Source organism: Azospirillum sp. HJ39 (assembly GCF_041507355.1).
Classification (GTDB): Bacteria; Pseudomonadota; Alphaproteobacteria; order Azospirillales; family Azospirillaceae; genus Azospirillum; species Azospirillum thiophilum.
In genome coordinates this window covers 418,504-441,689 of the sequence record NZ_CP167909.1, presented here as the reverse complement: position 1 = coordinate 441,689, position 23,186 = coordinate 418,504, and the positions used below count along the sequence as shown (strand labels likewise).

Here is a 23,186-nt window from a genome sequence, read left to right as displayed (position 1 = left end):
GACATGGGCGCCAAAATCCGCGTGCTGATCGTCGATGATTCCGCAACCGTCCGGCGGACATTGACCGACATCCTGTCTTCGGACCCGGCGATCGAGGTGATGGGCGCGGCGGCCGATCCCTACGCCGCCGTCCGGCGCATCGGCGAGGAGGCCCCCGACGTCATCACCCTCGACGTCGAGATGCCGCGGATGGACGGCATCACCTTCCTGCGCAAGCTGATGAGCCAGCACCCGATCCCGGTGGTGATGTGCTCCTCGCTGGTGGAGGACGGCAGCGAGACGCTGATGCAGGCGCTGGAAGCCGGGGCGGTCGACGTCATCCTGAAGCCGCGGATCGACACCCGCCAGAGCCTGCTCGACGCCCAGGTCCGCATCTGCGACACGGTCAAGGCCGCCGCACGGGCAAAGCCGCGGCCGCGGGCCACCGGTGCCACGGGAGCGGGAACCGGAGCCGCGCGCACCCGTTCGCCGGAACCGAAGCTCAACGCCGACGTCATGATGCCGGCCCCCACGCTGGGCGGGAAGACCGGCGGCGCGATGGCGCGCACCACCGAACGGGTGGTCTGCATCGGCGCCTCGACCGGCGGCACCGAGGCGCTGCGCGAGGTCCTGGAGGCCCTGCCGGCCGACAGCCCGGGCATCGTCGTGGTTCAGCACATGCCAGAAAGCTTCACCGCCGCCTTCGCCCGCCGGCTCGACGGGCTGTGCGAGGTCACGGTGCGCGAAGCGCGCGACGGCGACACGGTGCTGCGCGGCCAGGTGCTGATCGCGCCGGGGAACCGCCATATGCTGCTGCAGCGCAGCGGCGCCCGCTATCTGGTGGCGGTGAAGGACGGACCGCTGGTTTCGCGCCACCGGCCGTCGGTGGACGTGCTGTTCCGGTCGGCCGCGCATTGCGCCGGCGCCAACGCGGTCGGCGTGATCATGACCGGCATGGGCGACGACGGCGCCACCGGCCTGCGGGAGATGCGCGACGCCGGGGCCTTTACCCTCGCCCAGGACGAGGAGAGCTGCGTCGTCTTCGGGATGCCCAAGGAGGCGATTGCCCGCGGCGGCGCCGAGAAGGTGGTCGGGTTGACCTCCATCGCCCGCGAAATGCTGCGCCATGACCGGTCCTGACACCGCTCCGCAGCTGAACGACGATTTCCCGAAGGGTTCCGGTATGGACAGCATCTTCGCCGCCCCAGGTCCCCGCGCTGCCGAGGATTCGGTGGCCGTCCCGGACAGCACCGCCGGGCTGCTCCGCGATCTGACCGTTGAACTCCGCGAGGCGTCGGCTCCGATCGAGGCGACCTTTCTCGGCGTCGGCGACGCGCTGGGCCGGTCGCTGGGCCTGCTGAACGCAATCGGCGACCGGTTCCGCGCCCTGTCGACCCTGATCGACAGCGAGGACGGCAGCCGGGCCGTGGACATGCTGACCGGCGTCTGTTCCGGCACCGACGGGCTGGCCGGCAACGCCCGGCATACCCTGGACGGGCTGGACGGGCTGGAGCAGGCCGGGACCGGGATGGCCGCGCTGTTCACCAACCTGTCGGCGATCATCGGCGAGATCACCGCGCTGGCGATCAACGCCAAGGTCCAGTCGGTGCAGATCCGCTCCACCACCGACGATTTCAGCGTCTTCAACCGGGAGATCGACCGGCTGCACCGGCTTGCCGAAGAGACGACGGCGAAGGCATCGTCCCGGCTGGTGACGCTGCGCGCGGCGATCACGACGGCGAAGGGCAGCGCCGCCGGCTTCCAGCACGACAACCGCGCCCATCTGGACGATGCCGGAACCCGGCTCCGCCGGAGCCTCGACGCGCTGGTGGCCCGCCGGGCCGCTGTCCGCGAGGCCGCCTGCCGGTTCGCCGACCGGGTGGAGGAGATCGGCCGCCGCATCGCCCGCTGTATCGGCGACCTCCAGGTCGGCGACGTCACCAGCCAGCGCCTTGCCCATATCGGCGACGCGCTGGAGGTGCTGCGGGCCCTGACCGGCGACGCCGATCCGACCCTGCTGCGGAGCGACCGCCGCTGGCTGGCGACGCTGGAACCGGGCCGGCGGGCCGAACTGTTGGTGGCGATCTGCGAGTTGCAGGGCCGCCAGTGCCGCGATGCCAACCGCGACTTCGCCCAGCAGGTCGCATCGCTGGCCGCCAATCTGGCCGGGCTGCTCCAGGATGCCGGGGCCATCGCCGGAGAGGCGCAGCGGCTCTTCGGCTCGGGGGTGCCATCGGCGGCGCAGAGGGACGGCGAAGCCGGGCCGGCCTTCCTGCAGGGTGTCGCCGCGGAAGTCGACCGCGCCTTGCAGCTGTTGGACCGCTATTGCCGCGCGGACGAGGTGATCCGCGCCCAGGTCGTCCAGGTATCGGACGGGTTCGGAGCGATGAGGCGCGATGTCGCCGCCATCCATTCCATCGACGTCGACATGCGGCTGATGGGCCTGAACACCACCTTGAAATGCACCCGCCTCGGCCCGGCGGGCCGGGCGCTGGGGGTCGTCGCGCAGGAACTGCGGGCATGCAGCCGCCGGACCGAGGATGTGTCCGAAGCGATCGCCCAGGCGATCCGGTCGGCATCGGAGCGGGCCGGCGATCTCGACCGGCGCTCGGCCGACGATCATCTGGCCGCGGCCGGGCTGACCGACCGGATGACTGTGGCGATGGGCATCCTGCGCACGCTGCAGGCCGACCAGGAGCGCGCGCTGCAGGCCCTGATCCGCGACTGCGCGACGGCATCGGGCCTGCTCGGCACCGCGATGGCACCGCTCGGCATCGGCCCGCGCCAGGAGGAGTTCGCCGAACGCTTCGCCCAGCGGCTGGCGCTGATCGCCGGCTCACTGCCGGCCGCGGCGCATGGAGCAGACGTCGCCGGCGACCTGCACCGGCTCTTCGGCGACACCTACACCGTGGACAGCGAACGGCTGATCCATGGCGGCATCGCCCCGTCCGTCAGTCCGGCCCACATCGACGCCGACGGGGCCGGCATGGACGATTTCTTCCTGTAGGCAGCGGGGCGGCTCACAGCACCTGCTTGGGCAGCGACAGCAGCTCCTTCCTGATGCGGGTGAGGCTGGGGCGGTTGTCGGGGCCGAAGGCGATGGGCCGGCACAGATGCATGGCGGTCAGCCCGACCCGCGCGGTCAGCAGCCCGTTGATCACCCCCTGCCCCATCCGGGTCGAGATGGCCGCGGCGAGCGAGCCGCCCAGCGCCTCCACCGCCACATGATGGGCGCTTTCCGTCACCCCGGCGACGGCGATGTTGGCCAGCATCCGGCGCAGCAGCCGCAGCGACCCGACATAGCCGGGACGGGCGCCGTAGAGCGCGGCGATCTCCCGCACCAGCTTGAGGTTGCGCCACAGCACCACCGCGAAGTCGAGCAGCGCCGCCGGGCTGAGCGCCGTGGCGACCGCGGTGTCGCGCGAGGCGCGCAGCACCCGCTGATAGGCGGCGCGGTCGAGCGGGCCCAGCACCTCGCGGTCGAGCAGCCGCACCACCTCATGCTCGTCATGGGCATCGGTGACATGGTCGCGCACGCGGGCCAGCGCCGGGGCCAGTTCGCGCCGGTCGGCGTAGAGCGCCACCAGCGACCCGGCGAAGCGGTCGGCCCGGCCGCCCGCGGCATCGGCCGCCAGCCGTCCGGCCTCGTCCCGCAGTTCCTCGATCCGGCGCAGGCGGCGCAGCGACAGCAGCTCGTTCACCAGCATGGCGAGCGCGGCGATGCCGGCGGTCGCGGCCAGCAACGCGACCAGAACGCCCAGCGCCAGGCTGGCGGCGAAGGCGCGGGCCAGCAGGTCGGCGGTGTCGAAGCCCAGCGCCACCAGCACCAGCGCCGCCAGCGCCCCGAACAGCCAGCGCCCCAGCCGGCGCGTGGTGCGCACCGGGGTCGCCGGGGCCGGCAGCAGCTCGGCGGGATCGCCCGATCCGGTCAGCAGCGCCGCTTCCTCCTCCGCCGGCAGCGGCGCGGCACGGTCGAGCTCCAGCTCCATCGGCGGAATCCAGCCGGCGCCGCTGCGGGGGGGATCGCGCTCCGTCACTGCAGGTGATCCCCCAGCAGGAATTGCAGGGCCTGATCGACCCGGATGTGCGGCAGGCCGCGCGGGTCGCGGCCGAGATCGTCGGGCGGGCGGAAGGACAGGAAATTATAGGGGCGGTCGCGGCCGGGCGGGAAGGCCTCGGCATCCTCCGGGATTTCGCCGGGGAACAGCACGGTCGGGCGGTCGCGCCCGACCGGCACGCCGCGCACGCAGCGCAGCTGCCGGCCCTCATGCTCCGTCACCACGCTTTCGGTGCATTTCAGCGCGGCGATGGCCATGGTCTCGACCTCGGCGCCCTCGAAGCGGATGGCGTTGCGGGCATCGCCGACCAGCCGGTCGAGCAGGGCGCGAAGCTGGGCATGCTGGTGCGCGGCGATATGGTCGGCCTTGGTCGCGGCGAACAGCACCCGGTCGATCCTGCTGCCGAACAGCCAGTCGAGCCAGCCGGACGCGCCGTGGCGGAAGGGCTCCAGGCTCAACTCCAGCGCCCGCTTCATGTCGGCCATCCCGGCCGGCCCGGCATTCAGCGCGCCCAGCACGTCGATCAGCACGATCTGGCGGTCGAGCCTGGAGAAATGCTCGGCGAAGAAGCGGCGGACGACGTTGGTCTTGTAGGCCTCGTAGCGCTCCTCCATCAGCGCCCACAGGCTGCCGCGGCCGCGCGACCCCTGGGGCTGGCCGCCGGACAGCGGGCAGAAGGTGAGCAGCGGCGCGTCCTTCATGTCGCCCGGTTCGACGAAGCGGCCGGGCTGGATCAGGCTGAGCAGCGTGTCGGCCCGGCGGCAGGCGTGGAGATAGTCGGTGTAGAGCGCCGCGCCGCGCCGCGCCGTCTCCTCCTCCGCCGGGGCGGCCGGGTCGATGGTGGCGAGCCAGCCGCGCCAGGAGACCGACAGTTCGTCCCGCGGCGGCCGGGCGGCGAGTTCCAGGGTCAGGGCGCTCCAGTCCGCGAAGCTCTGGCGCAGCAGCGGCAGGTCGAGCAGCCATTCGCCGGGATAATCGACGAGGTCGAGGTTCAGCGTCGCCATCGGCTGCACCGCCCGCTTCAGGACCGAGTCCGGGCGGTAGCGCAGGGAGACGCGCATCTGGCCGATGCCGCGCGTCGGCTCCGGCCAATGGGGATCGGGACCGGTCAGCGCGGCCAGATGGCCTTCGTAGTCGAAGCGCGGCACGTCGGGATCGGGCTGGGGCCGCAGCCGGGCCGCCTGGAAACGCCCCGAGGACATCGCGTCGACGAAGGGCAGCCGCCCGGCCTTCAGCAGGTTGTCGACGAGCGCGGTGACGAAGACGGTCTTGCCCGCCCGCCGCAGGCCGGTGACGCCGACGCGGACCGTCGATTCGAGGAGAAGCCGGCTGCCGGCATCGTACAGGCTGTTGAGATCGGGAATGCGCACGGGCGGTCGTTCACCTCTGGCCGATGACCGGTCCTATATGGGGGCGGCGGCCCCGAATGGAACATTTGAAACCGGATGAAACATTCTGCGGCGTCTGTTCCACTGTTCCATCCGCCCGGCCGGAGGCGCCCGCGGCGGTGCGGCGCGGTTGGACGGCCGGTGCTGCGGCCAGTCCGGGAGCCGGTTTGGGAACCGGTTTGGGGGCCGTTCTGGAAACCGGTGCGGCGAACTGTCCGGGCATGACGCAAGCCTCCATGGTCGGAACGGATGTTCCATCCTATCACGGACGCTTGGCCCGGGTGACACCCGGATGAAAACCGCCGGCGGTCAGCCCCCGATATGGTTGGGCATCAGCCTCGCCTGATCGCCGACCCAGACGCTGCACCGGCTGTCCTGGCCGCGGAAGAAATAGACCTTTCCGGGCTGGCGGCGATTTTGCGGATCGATCAGGTTGGCCCCGCCGGAAAAGGCGACGCCATAGCGGCGGTCGGGCGCCGCGGCCCAATAGAAGCCGTCGATCTTCTGCAGGAAGGCGCCGCGCCGGCACAGGCGCGACAGGTCCGGGTCGGGCATGGCGAGGCCATCGATCCCCTGGGGCAGCTTGTAGACCGCCCGGCTCTCGGTGCGGAGCAGGCGCGGCCCATGGCCGGGGGGCGGCGGCTCGTAAGCGCGGAAGGGCGGACGCAGATGGCCGGGGGCGGTGCGGTCGGTGCGCAGGACCTGCTCCGCCCCGGCAGCGGCGGCCGGGAACGGCAGCGCCGCCGGAACGAGTGCTGCCGGAACGAGGACGGCCAGCGGCAGGACGAGGAGAAGGCGGGTCAGGATGCGGGGCATCGCGCCCCCGGTTCCGGCGGTCATCCGGGAGTCCGGTCAGGCTGCCGTCAGGAAACCGGCGATGGCGGCCTGGAATTCCTTGGGCTTGATCGGCTTGGAGACATGGCCGTCGAAGCCGGCCTCGGTCAGCCGGCGCTTGTCGGCAGGGGTGGCGAGGTTGGTGACGGCCACCACCGGCGTCGCGGCCAGAGCGGCGTCGGCGCGGATGCGCTTGATCAGGTCGAGCCCCGACAGGCCGGGCATGACGATGTCCATCACCACCAGATGCGGCGCGCAGTCATGCATCAGGTCCACCACGGCCATCGGATCGGCCGTTTCGATCACGGTGAAGCCGCCCTCCTCCAGGCAGCGGACGAACAGCTTGCGCATCAGCACATTGTCCTCGACCACGAGGATCGTCCGCGTCTTCCCGACCGTGTCCGCCATGTCGCCATCCGTCCCTTTGGAGCGGGGGCCGCATCGCCTATCGCCGCGCCGCCGGAGGGGCACCGGCAGGCAACACGACCGGAACGGCACGCTGCCGCAAGACGACCGCCACAAATCGCAAGTAGTCCGCCTGTGTACCGGGTTCGGATTTTCCAGTCAACCCGGCGGACGGCGCCGCTGTCATTCCGGCGGGATCCGCGCTTGTCAGGGAGCGGTTCCGTCCGGACCGTCCGGCCGTCGCTTTCCACTGGCGCATCCCCCCCGATTCGGGCCATCTTCACGGCAAATCGGGCCATCCGGCCCACCGGAAACGCCGCGCAGCAAACCCCGCGCATCAGGGAGACAGAGCCATCGTGACCGATATCTCGACCGACACCGCGACCGCGCCCTTCATTCTCTACGGCAACGTGAATTCCCAGCCGGCGGCCCGCATCGCGCTGTTCTTCCGTCTGGCCGGCATCCCCTTCGGCTACCGTCATCTCGACCTGCGCAGCGGGCAGCAGAAGACGCCCGAGTATGGGGCGATCAACCGGTTCGGCCGGGTGCCGACCCTGGTGCATGGCGAACGCTCGATTTCCGAATCCAGCGTGATCCTGACCTATCTGGCCGAACAGACCGGCCGGTTCGGCGGCCGCGATGCGGACGAGACGATTCGCATCGCCGAATGGCTGAGCTGGCTGGCCGACGTGCTGCTGCCGGTGCAGCGCGCCCGCGCGGTGCGCAAATTCCACGGCGACGCCAACGCCCTGCCCTGGATCGATGCGGCCGCGGCCAGCGGCATGGCGCTGTTCGACCGTCACCTGTCCGGCCACGGCTTCATCCAGGGCGAGCGGCTGACCATCGCCGACATCTTCGCCTTCCCCTGGATCGACCTGATGAACGAATCGGCGATGGAGGCCAAGGATTATCCCAACGTCCAGGCCTGGGCCGACCGCATCCGCGCCCAGCCCGGCTACAAGCCGCAGTACGAGCTGATGCCGCAGGCGGATGCCGAGTGCTGAGGTAAGGTACTGCAACTGTGCCCCCTCCCCATCCCTCCCCCGCTTTTCAGCGGTGGAGGGGGCAGGATGCATGTTGGCGTGACCCAACCGCCAAAATAGGGGAGGGTCAGGGAGGGGATATCCGCTGCAACACCTCAGCCCCGCGCGTCGTCGATCACCTTGCCGTCGTTGGGCAGGCTGCCCGGCGCCGCGAACTCCACGGCGCCCTTCAGCTTGGTGACCGCCGCCAGCGTCTCCCGGATGGCGGCGGCGAGCGCCTCGCCGCTTTCCTCCGCCTCGCACCGCAGGGTCATGGTGTCGCTGGCGTCCTGGCGGCCGACCACCAGACGGGCGCGGGCGACCTCCGGGTGGCGGCGCAGCACCTCGGCCACCTGGGCGGGGTGGACGAACATGCCCTTGACCTTGGTCGTCTGGTCGGCCCGGCCGAGCCAGCCCTTCAGCCGCATGTTGGTGCGGCCGCAGGGGCTGGCCCCCGGCAACACCGCCGACAGGTCGCCGGTGGCGAAGCGGACCAGCGGATAGGCCGGGTTGAAGATGGTCACCACCACCTCGCCGACCTCGCCGTCGGGCACCGGGTCGCCGGTGCCGGGGCGGACGATCTCGACGATGCAGCCCTCGTTGACCACCAGTCCCGACCGCGCCGCGGTCTCGTAGGCGACGATGCCGAGGTCGGCGGTGCCGTAGCACTGGGTGACCTCCAGCCCGCGCGCCTCGTAGAAGGCGCGGGCGTCGGGCAGGTAGGGACCGCCCGACACGCTGGCGATGCGGATCGACGAGACGTCCAGCCCGAGCGCGTCGCCCTTCTCCAGGATGATCTTCAGGAAATCGGGCGTGCCGATATAGCCGCGCGGCCTCAGCCCGGCGACGGCCTGGGCCTGCATCTCGGTGTTGCCGGTGCCGGCGGGGATGACGGCGCAGCCGATGGCGTGCGCCCCGGTCTCGAACATCGAGCCGGCCGGGGTCAGGTGATAGGCGAAGCAGTTCTGGGCGAGGTCGCCGGCGCGGAAGCCGGCGGCGAACAGCGCGCGGGCGCTGCGCCAGGGGTCGGCGCCGTGCGGCTCCGGATCGTGGATCGGGCCGGGGGAGGCGAAGACGCGGGCCAGCCGCCCGACCGCCACCGCCGCCAGCCCGCCGAACGGCGGGTTCGCCTGCTGGAGCGCGATCAGGTCCGACTTGCGCGTCACCGGCAGGGTGGCGAGCGACGCCCGGTCATGGATCGCCGCCGGGTCGATCTCCGCCAGCAGCCGGCTGAAATAGGGCGCGGCGTCCTTGGCATGGTGGAGATGGGCGGGCAGGGCCGCGAACTGCTCGGCTTCACGCCGGTCGGAGGAACGGGTTTCGAGGTCGTCGTAGAATTCGGTCATGGTCGTTCGTCCGTTCAGGGGTCGGCCGAGGTGACGCGGGGGTGTGCACGTGCTTGCGCCGGGTGGCCCCACTCGCGCTCTATGCCCCCTCCCCATCCCTCCCCCGCTCCGCGGGAGAGGGGGCAGGACGCTTGCAGGGGTACGCAACGGAGCGGCGGCAGTTCCCTCTCCCTCGAAGAGGGGGAGGGTCAGGGAGGGGGCAGCCGACGCCTCGCCACTCCCCTCAAATCCAGCGCTTGCGCCGCTTGAAGCTCTTCAGGTTCTTGAAGCTCTTGCGCTCTTCGTTGCCGCCGCCGCCGAGGTAGAATTCCTTCACGTCCTCGTTGTTGCGCAGCTCCTCTGCGGTGCCGTCCAGCACGACCTTGCCGTTCTCCATGATGTAGCCGCGGGTCGCGGCCTGGAGGGCCATGCGGGCGTTCTGCTCCACCAGCAGGATGGTCACCCCCAGATCCCGGTTGATCTGCTGGATGATGCCGAACACCTCCTTCACCATCAGCGGCGACAGGCCCATGCTCGGCTCGTCCATCAGGATCAGCTTGGGCCGGGCCATCATCGCGCGGCCGATGGCGAGCATCTGCTGCTCGCCGCCCGACAGGTAGCCGGCCAGCCCGGTGCGCTCCTTCAGGCGGGGGAAATACTGGTAGACCATGTCCAGGTCGTCCTTCACCCCGCCGTCGCGGCGGGTGTAGGCGCCGAGCCGAAGGTTTTCCAGGCAGGTCATGTCGGCGATGATGCGCCGGCCCTCCATCACCTGGAAGATGCCCTTGCGGACGATCTTGTCGGGGTCGATGCCGTTGATGCGCTCGCCGGCGAAGGTGATGTCGCCGCGCGTGACCTCGCCGTCCTCGGTCTTCAGGAGACCGGAGATCGCCTTGAGCGTCGTCGACTTGCCGGCGCCGTTGGCGCCCAGCAGGGCCACGATCTCGCCCTCCGGCACCTCCAGGCTGAGGCCGCGGAGCACGAGGATCACGTCGTTGTAGACGACCTCGATGTTGTTGACCGACAGCATCAGCTTCTTGGCGGTCGTGACCGGCGGCGCGACCGGGGCGGCGGTGGCGGTGTTCAGCATGCGGCACCTGGCAGTGAAAAACCGGCAGTGGAAGAGGCGGGAACCGCCCCCTCCGCCCGGATGGGCGAAGGGGGCGTCTCGGTGGAGCGGCTTACCAGCCGAGCCATTCCGGCTTGCGCGGCACGTCGATGGTGGTGATCTTCTCCAGCTTGATCGAGCCGTTCTTGACCAGCTCGTCGACGCTGGCGCCGGTGTCGGCCTTGACGGACGCGCGGTAGATGTTGACCGCCGTCATGCCGCGGTGGTCGGTGTCGGTCCAGGTCGAGGGGATGCAGACGCCCTCGAAGCCGGCAGGCACCCAATCCTTCTTCTGGTACATCGCCTTGCGGATGTTCTGACCGGAGAGGCCGCCGTTCTTGGCCGCCCAGTCCAGCGCCTCCTTCATGTAGAAGGCGGTGCAGACACCGGCCATGTAATGCACCGGGCGGTAGGCGGTGCCGGCCGCGTCGGAGATCTTGGAAATCTCCTTCATCGTCGCCATGCCCGGCGCGTCGCCGTTCCAGGTCACGGCGGTGCGCATCGGGAAGACGACGCCGTCGGCGGCCGAACCGGCGGCCTTGGCGGCGTTCTCGTCCATGCCCCAGACGTTGCCCATGAACTGCACCTTGGCGCCGACCGTCTGGCAGGCCTTCAGCACCGAGATGTTGGAGCCGGCGGTGTTGCCGAGATAGGCGTAGTTGACGCCGGATTCCTTCAGCGTCAGGCACTGGGCGGTGTAGTCGCCGGGCGTCAGCGCGAACTGAACCGCCGGCAGCACGTCGAAGCCGAGTTCCTTGGCGAGCTGCTCGCCGGCTTCCTTGGGCGCGTTCGGGTAGGGGTGGTTGGCGCCCATGTGGACGTATTTCGGCTTTCCCGCCCCGCCCTTCTTCTTCCAGTCCTCGGCCGCCCAGGTCAGCATGCCGCGCAGGCTGTCGGAATAGGACGGGCCGTAGAAGAAGTTGTAGGGGGCCGGCTTGGAGCCGTGCGGGCCCTTGCCGGTCGGGTCGGTCAGGTGGCCGGAGTAGGAGCCGGAATAGGCCGGGATCTCGTCCTTGCCGACGAAGGCGGTCAGCGCCTCGGTGTCGGCGGTGCCCCAGCCCTGCAATGCCACGATCTTGTCGCTGCCCGACGACCACTTCTTGTACTGGCTGATGGCGCGCGGCGCCTGATAACCGTAGTCGACGGAGTCCACGGCCATCTTGGTGCCGTTGATGCCGCCCTTGGAATTGATGTAGGCGAGCGCGTCGGAGACACCCTGCGCGTAGGGAACGCCCACGTCCGAGGTGCCGCCGGACTGGTCGGCGAGGTGGCCGATGGGAATGTCGGCCAGGGCCGGGGTGGCCGCGGCGCCCAGCAGGACGGCGGAGGTGGCGAACAGCGCGGTCTTCAGCGAGCCGGTCTTGCGCATCATCTTGCGTTTACTCCCTATTCTATTCTGTTCGTTGGGGATGCGGTGCGGGACGGGATCAGTGCGAGAAGGGGTAGAGCTTCCAGTAGGCCTTGATCTGCTTCCAGCGGTGGGCGAGGCCATCGGGCTCGAACACCAGAAACAGGATGATGACCACGCCGACCGACATCTCGCGCAGGAAGGCGATGTTCTCGCGGAGGTTCAGCGCGGTGTCGATGGCGGTGCCGCTGACCATCTTGGTGAGCGCCTGCATCAGCTCGGGCAGGAACACCATGAAGGCGGTGCCCATCAGCGTGCCCATGATCGAGCCTAGGCCGCCGATGATGATCATGCCGAGGAACTGGATCGAGAACAGGATGGTGAAGTTCTCGACCGAGACGAACTGCAGGTAGTGGGCGTAGAGCGCGCCGCCGATGCCGGCGTAGAAGGCGGAGATGCCGAAGGACATCGTCCGATACTTGGTGAGGTTGATGCCCATGATCTCGGCGGAGAGATAATGGTCCCGCACCGCCACCAGGGCCCGGCCGTCGCGGGTCCGCATCAGGTTGGTGCCGAGGATGTACATCACCACCATCGCCACCAGCACGACGTAGAAGTAGCTCTCGTCCGTGTCGAAGGCGAAGCCGAAGACGGTCAGCGGCTCGGCGATGGTGCCGGCGCTGCCGCCGGTGAACCAGTCGGCCCGCCCGAAGAAGTCCTGCAGGATGTACTGCGCCGCCAGCGTCGCGATGGCGAGGTAGAGCCCCTTCAGCCGCGCCGCCGGCACGCCGAAGATCAGCCCGACGCCGGTCGTCGCCACCCCGGCCAGCGGGATCGCCAGCGCCACCGGCACGCCCCAGCGGTTGTTGAGCCAAGCCGACGCGAAGGCGCCGAAGCCGAAGAAGGCGGAATGGCCGATGGAGATCTGCCCGGTGAAGCCGACCAGGATGTTGAGCCCCAGCGCCGCGATGCCGAGATAGCCGATCTGGATCAGCAGGCTGAGCCAGTAGCGGTCCATGAAGGCCGGGCAGGCCAGCAGCAGGACCACGCCGAGGATCGCGAAGTTGCGGCTGGTCTTCGTCGGGAAGATGGTGGTGTCGGTCCCGTAGGACGTCTTGAAATCGCCGCTCGGGATGATGCTGACATTCGCCATTTTGGCCTCACACGCGCTCGATGTCTTTGGTGCCGAACAGGCCGTAAGGCTTGATCATCAGGATGGCGATCAGGACGTAGAAGGGCGCGATCTCGTACATGTTGCCCCAGTTCAGCCACTGGCTGTCCAGGTAGTGCGCCATGTTCTCCAGCACGCCGACGATCAGGCCGCCGACCACCGCGCCGATGACGCTGTCGAGGCCGCCGAGGATCACCGCCGGGAACACCTTGATGCCGAAGAAGGAGAGCGCCGAGGACACGCCGTTGACGACGCCGACCGTGACGCCCGCCACCGCCGACACCATGGCGGAGATGGCCCAGCTCATCGCGAACATGTGGCGGACCGAGATGCCAAGCGACTGCGCCACCTGCTGGTCGAAGGCGGTCGCCCGCATGGCCAGCCCGGTGCGCGAATATTTGAAGAACCAGCCGAAGCCGGCCATGATCAGGATCGAGATGCCGAGCGAGACGACGTAGACCGTCTGCACCTGGAGGCCGAAGACGTCCATGGTGGCGTGGGCGAAGATCGGCGGGAAGGGCTTGGCGAAGACGCCGAACATCCACTTCATCGCCGCCTGGAAGACGATGGACAGGCCGATGGTCACCATGATGACCGAGATGATCGGCTCGCCGATCATCGGCCGCAGCACGACGATCTGCAGGATGACGCCGAAGGCCAGCATGAAGACCAGCGTGATCGGGAAGCCGATCCAGAAGGGCAGCTGCCAGCTGGTCAGCAGCCACCAGCAGGTCCAGGCGCCGATCAGCAGGAATTCGCCCTGCGCGAAGTTGACGATGCGGCTGGCCTTGTAGATCAGCACGAAGGACATGGCGACCACGCCGTACAGCGCGCCGACGATCAGTCCGTTGACGAGAAGCTGGAACAGAAGGGTCATGGCGTGGCCTCGTTCTTTTCCTCTCCCGCCCCGGGAGAGGGTGGCCCGAAGGGCCGGGTGAGGGTGCTGCAAGGATCAGGGCGCCTGCATCTTGCCGGCCCCCTCACCCTCCCCATGCTCCGCACGGGTCCCCTCCCTCTCCCGGGACGGGAGAGGGTTTGATTGGCGGTGTGCATCGCGCTCTCCTCACGCCGCGACCGGCTGCGGCTTCTTCGCCGCGACGGGCACGAGGTCGATGACGGTCAGCGTGGTGCGGATGCGCTGCTTCGTGCCGTCCTGGAAGGCGATCGTCGTGTCGACGTCGATCCTCGGCTGGCCGGCATAGATGCTGTCGATGATGGTGCCGTACTTCTCCGCGACCACGCCGCGCCGCACCTTGCGGGTGCGGGTCAGCTCGCCGTCGTCGGCGTCCAGCTCCTTGTAGAGCAGCAGGAACTTCGAGATGCGCTGGTATTCGGGAAGCGTCTGGTTGACCCGCTCCACCTCGCTGCGCAGCAGCTCGTACACCTCCGGCCTCGACGCCAGATCGGAATATGTCGTGAAGGCAATGCGGTTCTTCTCCGCCCATTTCGACACGATGGAGAAGCGGATGCAGACGATCGCCGACAGGTAGTCGCGCTTGTCGCCCAGGATCACCGCCTCGGCGACATAGGGGCTGAACTTCAGCTTGTTCTCGATGAACTGCGGGCTGAAGCGGTCGCCGCGGGCGGTGGTGGCGATGTCCTTGATGCGGTCGATGATGACCAGATGCCCCTTCTTGTCGAAGAAGCCGGCATCGCCGGTGTGCATCCAGCCGTCCCGCATGTCGGCGACGGTCGCGCCCTCGTTGCGGTAATAGCCGGCGAACATGTTGGGGTGGCGGGTGACGATCTCGCCGACGCCGTTGTGGTCGGGGTCGATCACCTTCACCTCGATGCCGCCGTCGAACGGCACGCCGACCGTGTCGAAATCGACGTCGGTGCCGCGATGGACGGTGTAGGCGCCCATCGTCTCGGTCTGGCCGTAGATCTGGCGCAGCGGCACGCCCAGCGCCTGGAAGAACTTGAAGGTGTCGGGACCGAGCGCGGCGCCGCCGGTCGCCGCCGATTTCAGGTTGGTGAAGCCCAGCCGGTCGCGCAGCGCCTTGAACAGGATCGCGTCGGCCACCGCCGATCGCTGCCCCTTGGCCAGCGCCTCCAGCCCCAGCTTCATGCCGAGCTCGTACATCTTCTGCTTGAAGGGCGAGGCGTCCATCATGCGGGCGCGCACGTCGGCGGCGATGGCCTCCCACAGGCGCGGCGCGAACAGGACGAAGCTCGGCCCGATCTCGCGGAAGTCGTGCATCATCGTCTCGGCTTCCTCGACGAAGTTCACGCGCATCCGCGACACCACGCCCATGCCGACGGCATAGACCTGCTCCATGATCCAGGACAGCGGCAGGACCGAGACATACTCGTCCTCCGGCCCCTTGGGATCGGCCGACAGGTAGCTGGCGACATGGCGGATCAGCCGCCCGGCCGGCAGCATCGCCATCTTCGGGTTCGAGGTGGTGCCCGACGTGGTGCAGAGGATGGCGACCTCCTCGCCCTTCGTCTCCGCAACCATGCGGTCGTAGAGGTCCGGCTGCCGGGCATGCAGCTCCTCGCCCATGCGGATCAGGTCGGTGACCGGCATCAGGCGGGGGTCATGGTATTTGCGCATGCCGCGCGGGTCGGAATAGATGATGTGCTGGAGCGTCGGCAGCCGGTCGGCGAGGTTCAGCAGCTTGTCGACCTGCTCCTCGTCCTCGGCGAACACCACCTTCACGTCGGCATAGGTGATGAGGTAGGCGACCTCCTCGTCCAGCGCGTCGCGGTAGATGCCCAGGCTGTAGCCGCGCACCGCATGGGTCGCGATCTCGCCCATTACCCAGTCGGGGCGGTTGTCGCCCAGCAGACCGACCACCTCGCCCGGCACGACGCCGAGCTTGGTCATGCCGAGCGCGAAGCCGCGGACCCGGGCCTGCACGTCGGCCCAGGTGAAGCTGCGCCAGATGCCGAAATCCTTCTCGCGCATGGCGATGTCGCCGCCATGGTCGCGGGCGTGCAACGCCACCAGCTTCGGCAGCGTGTCGTGGACGGCGAGATCGGGCAAGCCGGAGGGGGAAGCGGGGGGAGAAACGGTGTTTGCGGCCATCACGCGACCTCCTTGCGGGGGGGCTGCCGGTGGACGGCGGCGGGCGCCTCCTCCTCGTCGTCCTCGCCCAGATAGGCGCGGCGGACGCGGGGGTCGGCCAGAACCTCCTCCGGCCGGCCCTCGGCGATCTTCTTGCCGAATTCCAGCACCATCACCCGGTGCGAGATGTCCATGACCACGCCCATGTCATGCTCGATCATGACGACGGTCATGCCGAACTCCTCGTTCAGGTCGACGATGTAGCGGGCCATGTCCTCCTTCTCTTCCAGGTTCATGCCGGCCATCGGCTCGTCCAGCAGGATCAGGTCCGGCTTCAGCGCGATGGCGCGGGCCAGCTCCACCCGCTTGCGCAGGCCGTAGGACAGGGTGCCGGCGGTGGCCTTGCGGACATGCTGGATTTCGAGGAAGTCGATGATCTCCTCCACCTCGCGGCGGTGGGACAGCTCCTCCTTGCGGGCGCCGGTCAGCCAATAGAGCGGGCCGGTCAGGAAGTTGTTCTTCAGCAGGTGGTGGCGGCCGACCATGATGTTGTCGAGCACGGTCATGTGCCCGAACAGCGCCAGGTTCTGGAAGGTGCGGCCGATGCCGAGCGAGGCGCGATGGTTCGGGGTCATCCCCGTCACGTCGCGGCCCTTGAAATAGACCTTGCCGTCGGTCGGCCGGTAGCGGCCGGAGATGCAGTTGACCATCGAGGTCTTGCCGGCACCGTTCGGGCCGATGATCGAGAACAACTCGCCCTTGCGGATGCCGAAACTGACGTCGGTCAGCGCATGGACGCCCCCGAAGCGCAGATTGACGCCCCGAGCCTCGAAGATGGTCTCCGCCTGGGTGGTGGGCGAATTTTGGGCAGGGCCGGGGTGTGGTGCGACGGGCGCGCCTGACATTTCCTCCTCCGTTGCTGTTGGTACCGCTTCTCGGGGTCACGACCCGGCTCTTTGGTGGCCGGCGAGGTCCATATTGTGGACCGTTTCATGAGCAACTTCCTCACTATATACCGGGCTCCGGTCTGTTTTCAACACTGACATTCCGCCACTGCATGTTTTTTCCCGCGACAACCCGGCGCATGGTCCATATGATGGACCCATGACCCGCCATGCCGACATCGCCCCCGCTCCGGCCGCCCCGAACGCCGCGGGCGGCACCCAAAGCCTGGAACGCGCCATCGCCCTGCTGCGCGCGGTCGCCGCCGCCGGGACCGGCGGCGCCCGGCTGGCCGACCTGATGACCGCCGTCGGCCTGTCGAAGGCGACGGCGCACCGGCTGCTGACGGCGCTGGCGCGCGACGGGCTGGTGGACCAGGATGCCCGCAGCAGGCGCTATCACCTGGGCCCGGATCTGGTGGCGCTTGGCGATCTGGCGGCCTTGCGGCACAGGCCCCCTCCCCCGCTCGGCCCGCCGGAAACGGCGGCGCCGGAACCTGCCCCGCCGGAGCCGGCACTTCCGGTGCCGCTGGTCCGCGCCTCCGCCTTCCTGCGGCCGGAATATCGCGGCGACGCCATCGCGCTGGCGACGCTGCTGTGCGACCGCCATGTCCGCGCCGCCGACGGTGCGCGGGCGGCGCTGCTGCATGAAAGCGTGGCGGGGCAGACGACGGAGCTGAGCTTCGCCCGGCTGGCCCGCGATTCGGCGCGCTTCGCCAGCGTGCTTGCCGGGATGGGGGTGGGACAGGGCGACCGGGTGGCGGTGCTGCTGCCCAAGGGTCCGGAGCTGCTGATCACCGCGCTGGCGATCTGGCGGCTGGGCGGGGTCTACATGCCGCTGTTCACCACCTACACGACGTCGGCGGTCGCCTACCGGCTGGCCGACAGCGACGCGCGGGCCATCGTCACCAACGGCTTCCTGCGCCGCAAGGTGCCGCGCGACAACAGCCGCCCGGTGGTGACGGTCGAGGGCGACGAGGCGTTCGGACCCGACGCCGTGCCCTTCTGGTCGTCGCTGCACGAGGCGCCGCCGCGGGCGGAGGTGGCGCGCTACCGGGAAAGCGATGCCTTCGCCCTGATCTATACCTCGGAATCGGAGCCGACGCCGCTCGGGGTGTCGCTGCCGGTCAAGGCGCTGTCGGGGATCGAACAGTACATGCGCATCGGCCTCGACCTGCGCGACGACGACATCTATTGGAACATGGCCGATCCCGGCTGGGCCTATGGTGCCTATTACGGGCTGGTCGGGCCGCTGCTGCTGGGACGGACGACGATCTTCTGCGACGGCCCCTACGACGTGCGGCAGGGCTACCGCATGCTGACCAAGTTCGGCGTCACCAACCTGACCGCGGCGCCGTCGCAGATCCGCGCCTGGCACGGCGCCGATCCCGGCGTGTCGCACCAGCTCGCCCTGCGCATCCTGTCGGTGGTGGGCGAGCCGCTGCCGCCCGACCTGATCGCCTGGGCCAACCGGACGGTGAAGGTGCCGCTGCTCGACCAGTATGGCCAGCGCGAGACCGGCATCTTCATCGTGAACCGTTACGATCCCGAGGGGATCGGCCGTTACGACGCGGACGGGACGGAGGGGGGAGACGCCGCCCAGCCGCCCAGCGGCTCGCTCGGCCGGCCGATGCCCGGCTTCCGCGTCGTCGTCCTCGCCCCCGACGGGCGGGAGGCGCCGGTGGGCGGGGTCGGCGAGATCGCCATCGACGTCGACCACTCGCCGCTGTTCTGGTTCGAATCCTACGCCAACGATCCGGAGCGGACCGCCCGGCGCTTCCGCCACGGCCGGCGCTATTACCTGACCGGCGACTGGGCCTTCCTGGACACCGACGGCAACATCCACTATCGCGGCAGGGCGTCGGACGCGATCCAGATGCAGCAGGGCGAATAGGCAGCGGCCTCCCTTTTCGGGTATAGATCGCCGTCGGGACTGCGGCGGCGGACGCCTGGGGAGCACGAAGGACGGGTATGGAAGCCAAAACGAAGAACCGCGAGTCCTGGCTGGCCGCCGCCTTCGCGGCGCTGGCCGAAGGCGGCGTCGACAAGGTGCGGGTGGAGTTGCTGGCCAAGACCCTGAAGGTCACCAAGGGCAGCTTCTACTGGCATTTCCGCGACCGCACCGACCTGATGGGCGCGCTGCTGGACAGCTGGAAGCTCGGCCGCATCGCCGCGATCAAGGAACAGACCCGGCTGGACGGGCGCGAGCCGGCGCGGCAGCTGCGCGACATGCTGGCGCTCTATGGCGGCAGCAAGCCGCGCGGCATGGCGATCGAGCTGGCGGTGCGCGACTGGGCGCGGCGCGACCCCGATGCCGAGCGCATCATCGCCGAGGTCGACCGCGAGCGCCTGCACAGCGTCGCCGGCCTGTTCGCGGCGCTTGGCCTGCCGGCCGACCAGGCCTTTGCCCGCGCCTACCTGTTCTACGCCTTCGCCTTCGGCCAGGGCCTGCTCGCCCCCGCCGCCGCCGCCGACCGGGCCGAGCTGGTGCGGGCGATCTGCGCCGACGTGCTGGTACCGGAGGCGCGGGGGTAAGGACGGGGTCTGCCGTGCGGGTCCATGGCCTCCTTGAGGATGTTGATGCGCAGAAATTCAACTGGACAGATATGCCTGCATTGCCAACTCTCCAGGGGCGGCGGTCCCTCCCCGCCCATCACGAGAAGGTGGATGACATGGCAATCAATCCTTGGACGGCGATCGGCTACGCCATCCGCTCTGCGCATATCGTCGGTGATACGAAGGGAGCTGCGGTGCGCCTGGACAATTCCATTGCGGAAGATGAGACACGCGGCGTGAAGACGCTCTATTGCGGGCGCGCGCAGAGCAACGACGGGTCGCATAACGTCTACACCATAACGGCCGAGCCAGGGGCCCATGGCGAACAGGTCTATTGGCTTCCCTGGGGACAGAACCCGATGGCCGCGATCTCCGCGCTGAACAACAGCGGCGCGACGTTCTTCCTGACCAGCGAGTTCAGCGGGTGCTACTTCGTCGGCTGCAATGGCGTCGTCATGCATACGGCAGCGGGATACAAGCAGAACCAGGGACACCCGCTGGCCCATGCTCTTGCGGAAATGCAGGAATGGGGCGAAGAGCTTGACCAGGACACCAGCCAAAGGTTCGTGCTGGCTCCATTCTCCGAGGGAACCCGCCCCGGCGTCACCGATGTCTACGGGACTGCCGGAACCGCGCACCGTTCCGTGGTCATGGGCTGGAAGCAGCCGGGAACCCCGCCGCAATGGTGCTTCGCCTATCAGGATCTGACCATGACGACGAGCCGCTTCGGCATCTGGAGACGCCTGCGCCCGCAGTGAGCGCCGGGACCGGCGGCGGGCGCTCCGGAACCTGCCCGCCGCCCTCCGGACAAGCCCGCCGTCACGGCATGTAGGCCAGCCGCAGATTGCCCCAATGCCGGCCGCGCACGGTGATCGGCACATCGACCTCCTTCAGCCGCACCGTCTGTCCGCCGCCCATGTCGCGGCGGTAGGCCTGCAGCAGGAAGGCGCGGGTGTTGCGCGCCGCGGCAAGGCCGGAACGGTCGGCGAAGACCCGGCGGTTGCGGCAGTGGGAGGCGTTCCACACCGCGTCGCCCGGCCGCTGCGGTTCGGAATAGCGGGCGTTGTGGGTCGGCAGATAGCCGACGGCATTGACCGCCGCGCAGAACTGGAAGCGCGGGTTGGACGCCAGGACCGCCTCCTGGACCGCCGGGAACAGGCGGTCGGTCAGGTCGGTGAAGGGGGCGAGGCATTGCTCCGGCTCGCTGCCGGGGATGGTGGAGAGGTCGGTGGAGAAAAGCGCCTCCTCGCCGATGCCGCCGCTCGACAGGGCGCCTTCCAGGGCCGCCGCCAGCGCCGCCGCCGCGTCCTGCGCCTGGCGGATGATGGCGGAATCGGCCTCGATCATCGCCCGGTAGGCACGCTCCAGCCGGCCGGCCTGGGCGTCCGTCAGCTCGTCGAAGGCCAGATGCAGGCCGAGGTCGCTGGCGCCGGCGACGATGGCCGGCAGGTCGCCGGCATCGCGCAGGGTCACGGTCAGCCGCGTCTGCTCGGCCAGATCGGACATCCCCTTCAGGTCGACCAGCAGCCCGTCGAGCGACAGGTCGAGCATGGTGACGGACAGGCGCTGGCCGTCCACGGTCAGGCCGACCGGCTCCTCGCACGGGATGCGGTCGGAGACGCGGCGGTCGCCGGCCACCGACTGGCGCAGCGCGATGACAAGGCGGCGCTTCAGGTCGGCCACCGCGGTCTGGGTGTCGGTCATGCGGCGGCGGACATCGGTGGCGATGCCGGTGATCCCGTCGGTCTGGTCGCGGATGTGCAGCACGCTGCCCGACACCTGCGCGGCCCCCCCGGCGGAATTGCCGGCACTGCGCCCGATCCCGGCATTGGCGGCGGATTGCTGCTCGACCGCGACAGCGGTGGCGGACGCCGCCTCCTCGATCTCCTCGATCACGGAAATGACGGTCTGGATCGCCGACACGCCGCCGCCGACCGCCTGCCTCAGCTGGTCGATCTGGCGGGCGATCTCGCCGGTCGCCCGCGCGGTCTGGTCGGCGAGCTGCTTGACCTCGCCCGCCACCACGGCGAAGCCCTTGCCGGCCTCCCCGGCGCGGGCGGCCTCGATGGTGGCGTTCAGCGCCAGCAAATTGGTCTGGCCGGCGATCTGGTTGATCAGGCTGGCGACCTTGGCGATCTCCCCGGTCGCGACCTCCATCCGGCCGATGGCGGAGGCGGAGCCGCGGGCATTGTCGACCGCGCGCCGCGCCACCTCGCTGGAGCGGGCGGCCTGCCGCGCGATCTCCCGGCCGGACGAGTTGAGCTGCTCCGTCGCGGCGGCGACCGACTGGGCGTTGGCGCTGGCCTGTTCGGAGGCGGCGGAAACCACCATCGTGTTCTCGCGCACCACGCCGAGCGCCTCCATCAGGTGGCGGATGCCGTCGCCGGCACGGTTGCTCGCCAGCTCCACCCCGATCCAGGTGGCGTCCAGGTCGCTCTCGATCGACTTGCAGGTTTCCAGCAGTGCCTGGCGGGTCTGCGCCTTCTGGCGCTGCTCGGTTTCGTGATTCTCATGGATGTTGTAGGCGAGCTTCGCCTTCATCGCGTTCAGCTCGGTGGCGACGCGGCGGAACTCCGGCACGGCGATGGCAGCCATCGGGTCGGTGAAGGCCCCCTGGGCGATGCGCTCGAAGGTCCGTTCCAGCACCTCCAGCGGCCGGCGCACCGTGCGCAGGATCAGCAGGCCGAACAGGGCCGCCAGCAGGCAGCTCGCCAGCACCGCAGCAGCCATCTCGACGAAGCGGACGGTGTAATCGGCCTCCGCCTTGTCGAACTCCTCCTTCGCCACCCGGACCTGGAGGTCGAGCAGCGCAACCGACACCCGATGCAGGTCGGCGAAGGCCGGCCGGACAATGCCGCGCAGATGGGCGTCCAGCGCCGCGGCGTTCCGCTCCCGCGCCAGGGCCAGGGCCGGGGCAATCCCCTTCTCGAGATAGGCCGCGACCAGCGGCTTGAACCTCTCGGCAAGGACGGCCTCCTCCGGCGTCAGGTAGGTGGCGAGATACTCGGTCAGCAGCCGCTGCATGACGCCGCCGTTGGCGGCGACCTCCGCCTCCATCGCGGCAAGGTCGGCGGCGCTCCTCCCGGCCTGCAGGTCGGCTGTGAGATCGGTCAGCTGCTGCCGGCTGTCGCGGGCGCGGTTCTCGATCTCGCCGATCTGGTAGGCCGGAACGGTGCGGTCCTCATAGACCGTGCGCAGCGACCGGTTGGACCCGGCCATGCCGTCCAACCCGAGCCAGCCCGCCAGCAGCATCGCCAGGATCAGCAGCCCGAACACCGCGAACAGGCGCCCGGACAGGCTGGCGCGGGCGGTGGCGGCGGCGCGGCCGGCGCGGTTGCGCCGCACCAGCATCCCTTGGACCAGTTCCACCGTGGCAAGGCCGTCGCGCATGGCGGCATACAGTGCCTCCGCCGACCGCACCTCGTCCCGCGACGGCTTGGACCGGATGGAGATGTAGCCGGCAACGGCACCGTTCTCGATCACCGGCGTGACGTTGGCGCGCACCCAATAGAAATCTCCGGCCTTGGTGCGGTTCTTGACCAGCCCTTCCCAGGGCCGCCCGGCCTTCACCGTCGCCCACAGGTCGGCGAAGGCCTCCTTCGGCATGTGGGGATGGCGGACGATGCTGTGCGGGGCACCGATCAACTCCTGCTCGTCGAAGCCGCTGATCTCGACGAAGGCCCGGTTCACGAAGGTGATGCGCCCGCCGGTGTCGGTGCGCGACACCAGGGGAACCCCCTCGGTCAAATGGACTTCGCGGTCGGTGATCGGTGAGTTGACGCGCATGTCGCGGTTCCGCTCCAGCCAGTGTCTTGCAGGAAAAGGTCGGGCATGTCGGCTGGAGCCAGGCCACCGAACGGCGGCATGGGGCGCACACCCGGACCGGAGGCTTCGCTGCAAGCGGCATGCCGCATCATTTTGTCAGCAAACGAACAAGACGGCTCTGCCCTGCAGGAGACCGGCAGGAGGGCGGGCGGCGGAGCTCATCGCAAAATGCGTACTGAAACGGGAACGAGAGGGAAGGACTGTGCAAATCGGAAA

18 protein-coding genes are annotated in these 23,186 nt (G+C 69.3%); 6 read left to right on the top strand and 12 right to left on the bottom strand.

Translation table 11 applies throughout. The features are described 5' to 3' along the window. Positions 1-3 precede the first annotated feature (3 nt). Together ABMY26_RS09410 and ABMY26_RS09405 are read left to right on the top strand one after the other, a co-directional pair. Positions 4-1,119, top strand: coding sequence for a chemotaxis response regulator protein-glutamate methylesterase (locus tag ABMY26_RS09410; RefSeq protein ID WP_372395439.1), 1,116 nt, complete (start codon positions 4-6; stop codon positions 1,117-1,119). Continuing rightward, entirely contained in the window at positions 1,106-2,986 is a 1,881-nt protein-coding gene (locus tag ABMY26_RS09405) for a hypothetical protein (protein WP_372395438.1), read from the top strand. Before ABMY26_RS09410 ends, ABMY26_RS09405 begins: the two co-directional genes overlap by 14 nt. A gap of 13 nt (positions 2,987-2,999) precedes the next feature. Here ABMY26_RS09405 and ABMY26_RS09400 read toward each other — a convergent pair whose 3' ends face one another. The 4 genes from ABMY26_RS09400 to ABMY26_RS09385 all read right to left on the bottom strand — a co-directional run bounded on the left by ABMY26_RS09400 (position 3,000) and on the right by ABMY26_RS09385 (position 6,667). Then, positions 3,000-4,016, bottom strand: a complete 1,017-nt coding sequence (locus ABMY26_RS09400; RefSeq protein ID WP_372395437.1) for a TIGR01620 family protein — start codon at positions 4,014-4,016, stop codon at positions 3,000-3,002. After that, positions 4,013-5,407: a YcjX family protein gene (locus tag ABMY26_RS09395; protein WP_372395436.1), complete on the bottom strand. Its 1,395-nt coding sequence runs from the start codon at positions 5,405-5,407 to the stop codon at positions 4,013-4,015. Before ABMY26_RS09395 ends, ABMY26_RS09400 begins: the two co-directional genes overlap by 4 nt. A 327-nt stretch (positions 5,408-5,734) precedes the next feature. Continuing rightward, a complete protein-coding gene (locus ABMY26_RS09390; RefSeq protein ID WP_372395435.1) occupies positions 5,735-6,265 on the bottom strand; it encodes a hypothetical protein in 531 nt (176 codons plus the stop codon). A gap of 12 nt (positions 6,266-6,277) precedes the next feature. Continuing rightward, the gene (locus ABMY26_RS09385; RefSeq protein ID WP_372395434.1) at positions 6,278-6,667 is read right to left on the bottom strand and encodes a response regulator; all 390 of its coding nucleotides are present in this window, start codon (positions 6,665-6,667) and stop codon (positions 6,278-6,280) included. 353 nt (positions 6,668-7,020) lie between these two features. Between ABMY26_RS09385 and ABMY26_RS09380 the strand changes: the two genes are divergently transcribed. Beyond that, positions 7,021-7,668 carry a glutathione S-transferase family protein gene (locus ABMY26_RS09380; RefSeq protein ID WP_372395433.1) on the top strand — a complete coding sequence of 216 codons (648 nt, stop codon included), beginning with the start codon at positions 7,021-7,023 and terminating at the stop codon, positions 7,666-7,668. Positions 7,669-7,802: 134 nt separating this feature from the next. Here ABMY26_RS09380 and ABMY26_RS09375 read toward each other — a convergent pair whose 3' ends face one another. From ABMY26_RS09375 to ABMY26_RS09345, 7 genes are all read right to left on the bottom strand, one after another. Beyond that, entirely contained in the window at positions 7,803-9,032 is a 1,230-nt protein-coding gene (locus ABMY26_RS09375; protein ID WP_372395432.1) for a phenylacetate--CoA ligase family protein, read from the bottom strand. 223 nt (positions 9,033-9,255) lie between these two features. Beyond that, complete coding sequence (locus tag ABMY26_RS09370; RefSeq protein ID WP_372395431.1) at positions 9,256-10,101, bottom strand: ABC transporter ATP-binding protein; 846 nt, start codon at positions 10,099-10,101, stop codon at positions 9,256-9,258. Positions 10,102-10,192: 91 nt separating this feature from the next. Next, positions 10,193-11,491, bottom strand: coding sequence for an ABC transporter substrate-binding protein (locus tag ABMY26_RS09365; RefSeq protein ID WP_372395430.1), 1,299 nt, complete (start codon positions 11,489-11,491; stop codon positions 10,193-10,195). A gap of 55 nt (positions 11,492-11,546) precedes the next feature. Next, positions 11,547-12,620: a branched-chain amino acid ABC transporter permease gene (locus ABMY26_RS09360; RefSeq protein ID WP_372395429.1), complete on the bottom strand. Its 1,074-nt coding sequence runs from the start codon at positions 12,618-12,620 to the stop codon at positions 11,547-11,549. Between the two features lie 7 nt (positions 12,621-12,627). Then, complete coding sequence (locus ABMY26_RS09355; protein ID WP_372395428.1) at positions 12,628-13,515, bottom strand: branched-chain amino acid ABC transporter permease; 888 nt, start codon at positions 13,513-13,515, stop codon at positions 12,628-12,630. A gap of 186 nt (positions 13,516-13,701) precedes the next feature. Beyond that, positions 13,702-15,669, bottom strand: a complete 1,968-nt coding sequence (locus ABMY26_RS09350) for a long-chain fatty acid--CoA ligase (protein WP_372395427.1) — start codon at positions 15,667-15,669, stop codon at positions 13,702-13,704. Further along, positions 15,669-16,553: an ABC transporter ATP-binding protein gene (locus ABMY26_RS09345; RefSeq protein WP_372395426.1), complete on the bottom strand. Its 885-nt coding sequence runs from the start codon at positions 16,551-16,553 to the stop codon at positions 15,669-15,671. The genes ABMY26_RS09350 and ABMY26_RS09345 overlap by 1 nt, the downstream gene beginning before the upstream one ends. Before the next feature lie 199 nt (positions 16,554-16,752). Here ABMY26_RS09345 and ABMY26_RS09340 point away from each other — a divergent pair, with 199 nt between their 5' ends. From ABMY26_RS09340 to ABMY26_RS09330, 3 genes are all read left to right on the top strand, one after another. Continuing rightward, positions 16,753-18,483, top strand: coding sequence for an AMP-binding protein (locus ABMY26_RS09340; protein WP_372395425.1), 1,731 nt, complete (start codon positions 16,753-16,755; stop codon positions 18,481-18,483). Between the two features lie 77 nt (positions 18,484-18,560). After that, entirely contained in the window at positions 18,561-19,124 is a 564-nt protein-coding gene (locus tag ABMY26_RS09335; protein WP_372395424.1) for a TetR/AcrR family transcriptional regulator, read from the top strand. Positions 19,125-19,138: 14 nt separating this feature from the next. Beyond that, positions 19,139-19,903, top strand: a complete 765-nt coding sequence (locus tag ABMY26_RS09330) for a hypothetical protein (protein ID WP_372395423.1) — start codon at positions 19,139-19,141, stop codon at positions 19,901-19,903. 61 nt (positions 19,904-19,964) lie between these two features. On the opposite strand, the gene ABMY26_RS09325 is transcribed toward ABMY26_RS09330, so the two are convergent. Then, the gene (locus tag ABMY26_RS09325) at positions 19,965-22,931 is read right to left on the bottom strand and encodes a methyl-accepting chemotaxis protein (protein ID WP_372395422.1); all 2,967 of its coding nucleotides are present in this window, start codon (positions 22,929-22,931) and stop codon (positions 19,965-19,967) included. Positions 22,932-23,186 lie beyond the last annotated feature (255 nt).

Coding starts and splice junctions, on each gene's coding strand:
- ABMY26_RS09375 (WP_372395432.1), bottom strand. CDS start 9,032: ATGACCGAATTCTACGACGACCTCGAAACCCGTTCCTCCGACCGGCGT.
- ABMY26_RS09345 (WP_372395426.1), bottom strand. CDS start 16,553: ATGTCAGGCGCGCCCGTCGCACCACACCCCGGCCCTGCCCAAAATTCG.
- ABMY26_RS09350 (WP_372395427.1), bottom strand. CDS start 15,669: ATGGCCGCAAACACCGTTTCTCCCCCCGCTTCCCCCTCCGGCTTGCCC.
- ABMY26_RS09365 (WP_372395430.1), bottom strand. CDS start 11,491: ATGATGCGCAAGACCGGCTCGCTGAAGACCGCGCTGTTCGCCACCTCC.
- ABMY26_RS09360 (WP_372395429.1), bottom strand. CDS start 12,620: ATGGCGAATGTCAGCATCATCCCGAGCGGCGATTTCAAGACGTCCTAC.
- ABMY26_RS09325 (WP_372395422.1), bottom strand. CDS start 22,931: ATGCGCGTCAACTCACCGATCACCGACCGCGAAGTCCATTTGACCGAG.
- ABMY26_RS09370 (WP_372395431.1), bottom strand. CDS start 10,101: ATGCTGAACACCGCCACCGCCGCCCCGGTCGCGCCGCCGGTCACGACC.
- ABMY26_RS09390 (WP_372395435.1), bottom strand. CDS start 6,265: ATGACCGCCGGAACCGGGGGCGCGATGCCCCGCATCCTGACCCGCCTT.
- ABMY26_RS09410 (WP_372395439.1), top strand. CDS start 4: ATGGGCGCCAAAATCCGCGTGCTGATCGTCGATGATTCCGCAACCGTC.
- ABMY26_RS09335 (WP_372395424.1), top strand. CDS start 18,561: ATGGAAGCCAAAACGAAGAACCGCGAGTCCTGGCTGGCCGCCGCCTTC.
- ABMY26_RS09355 (WP_372395428.1), bottom strand. CDS start 13,515: ATGACCCTTCTGTTCCAGCTTCTCGTCAACGGACTGATCGTCGGCGCG.
- ABMY26_RS09405 (WP_372395438.1), top strand. CDS start 1,106: ATGACCGGTCCTGACACCGCTCCGCAGCTGAACGACGATTTCCCGAAG.
- ABMY26_RS09340 (WP_372395425.1), top strand. CDS start 16,753: ATGACCCGCCATGCCGACATCGCCCCCGCTCCGGCCGCCCCGAACGCC.
- ABMY26_RS09385 (WP_372395434.1), bottom strand. CDS start 6,667: ATGGCGGACACGGTCGGGAAGACGCGGACGATCCTCGTGGTCGAGGAC.